Origin of the sequence: Lysobacter sp. ESA13C (assembly GCF_019970005.1) — a bacterium.
GTDB lineage: Bacteria > Pseudomonadota > Gammaproteobacteria > Xanthomonadales > Xanthomonadaceae > Lysobacter > Lysobacter antibioticus_B.
In genome coordinates, this window is sequence record NZ_JAHXYK010000027.1 from 1 (window position 1) to 1730 (window position 1730).

1 protein-coding gene is annotated in these 1730 nt (G+C 68.1%); it reads right to left on the reverse strand.

Translation table 11 applies throughout. The annotated features are described in order from the left end of the window. Positions 1–1730: non-ribosomal peptide synthetase (locus LC490_RS24175; protein WP_223621889.1), on the reverse strand; the 1730-nt coding region annotated here is incomplete at both ends.

The following is a 1730-nucleotide window of genomic DNA, read 5'->3' on the forward strand; positions in this document are numbered from 1 at the left end:
CAACGTCGGCGCGCTGAAGATCGACTTCACGTCGGTCGACAATCCGCGGCGCCGCATGCGCTCCATCAGCGTCACGGCCAACAACGAATGCCCACCGAGCTCGAAGAAATTGTCGTATCGGCCGACCTGCTCCACCCGCAACAGCTCACACCAGATCGACGCCAGCGTCGTCTCGACCTCGCCTTGCGGCGGCTCGTAGACACGCTGCGTATACGCCTGCCCATCCGGCGCCGGCAGCGCGTTGCGATCCAGCTTGCCGCTCGGCGTCAGCGGCCATTGCGCCAGGTGCACGTACGCCGCCGGCACCATGTAGTCCGGCAGTTCCTGCTGCAGCGCCGTGCGCAGCGACTGCGCGCTCAACGCCTCTTCGGCCAGGTAGTACGCGATCAGGCGCTTGTCGCCCGGCACGTCCTCGCGTGCCAGCACCACCGCCTCGCGCACCCCCGGCTGCGCCACCAGCCGCGACTCGATCTCGCCCAGCTCGATCCGGAAGCCCCGCACCTTCACCTGGAAATCGTTACGACCCAGGAACTCGATCGTACCGTCCGGCAGCCAGCGGCCCAGGTCGCCCGAGCGATACATCCGCGCCTCGGGGACCGCGCTGAACGGATCGCGCACGAAGCGCTCCGCCGTCAGCTCCGGCCGGTTCAGATAACCCCGCGCAACCCCCACGCCGCCGATGTACAGCTCGCCCGGCACGCCGATCGGCACCGGCTGGCCTTGCGGATCTAGAATGTATACGCGCGCGTTAGCGATCGGCCGTCCGATCGGCGGCGCGTTCGTATGCGATTCGCGACAATCGAACGTAGTCGCACATACCGTCGCTTCCGTCGGGCCGTACGCGTTTACCAGTCGTTGCGGCCAGCGATCGACCAGCGCCTGCGGCAATGCATCGCCACCGACAATGATCGTTTCCAGCCCCGGGAGACTGTCGTCGGGCAGACCACCGAGCACGGCCGGCGTGAGCAGCGCATGGGTAATGCGCGCGCGTACAATCAGTTCACTCAGCGCCGCACCAACCAGATTTGCGGTATCGCCGGCAAGCAGCCGCAACTGCGCACCGCTGCCCCACGCCATCACGGTCTCGAGCACGCACGCGTCGAAGCTGACCGATGCGTACTGCAGGACGCGGCTGTCCGGCCGTACCCCGAACCGTTCGATCTGTGCCTGGATCAGATTGCCCAGCCCGCGATGCTCCACCATCACGCCCTTGGGCCGGCCGGTGGAGCCGGAGGTGTAGATCACGTACGCCAGATGCTCGCTCGACAACGTCCCGCGGACCGGATCGTCTGCCGGCGCGTCCTGCCACGGCGCCCGATCCGCATCCAGCGTCAGCACCGGGATACCCGCCGGCCATGCCAGCAAGGTCTGCAACGCCTGCTGGGTCAGCACCGCCACCGGCGCGCTGTCCTCCAGCATGTACGCCAGCCGATCGGCCGGATAGCCCGGATCCAGCGGCACATACGCCCCCCCCGCCTTCAGCACCGCCAGCAGCCCCACCACCATCGCCGGGCTGCGCTCGACGCATAGGCCCACCCGGTCGTCCGGCTGCACCCCCAACGAACGCAGATAATGCGCCAGGCGGTTGGCCTGGGCGTTCAACTCCGCGTACGTCAGGCTCGCTTCGTCCTGCACCAGCGCGATCGCGTCCGGCGTCTTCGCCGCCTGCGCCTCGAACCACTCGTGCACCAGCCGGTCGACCGGATACGGCGCGTCCGTGGCGTTCCACG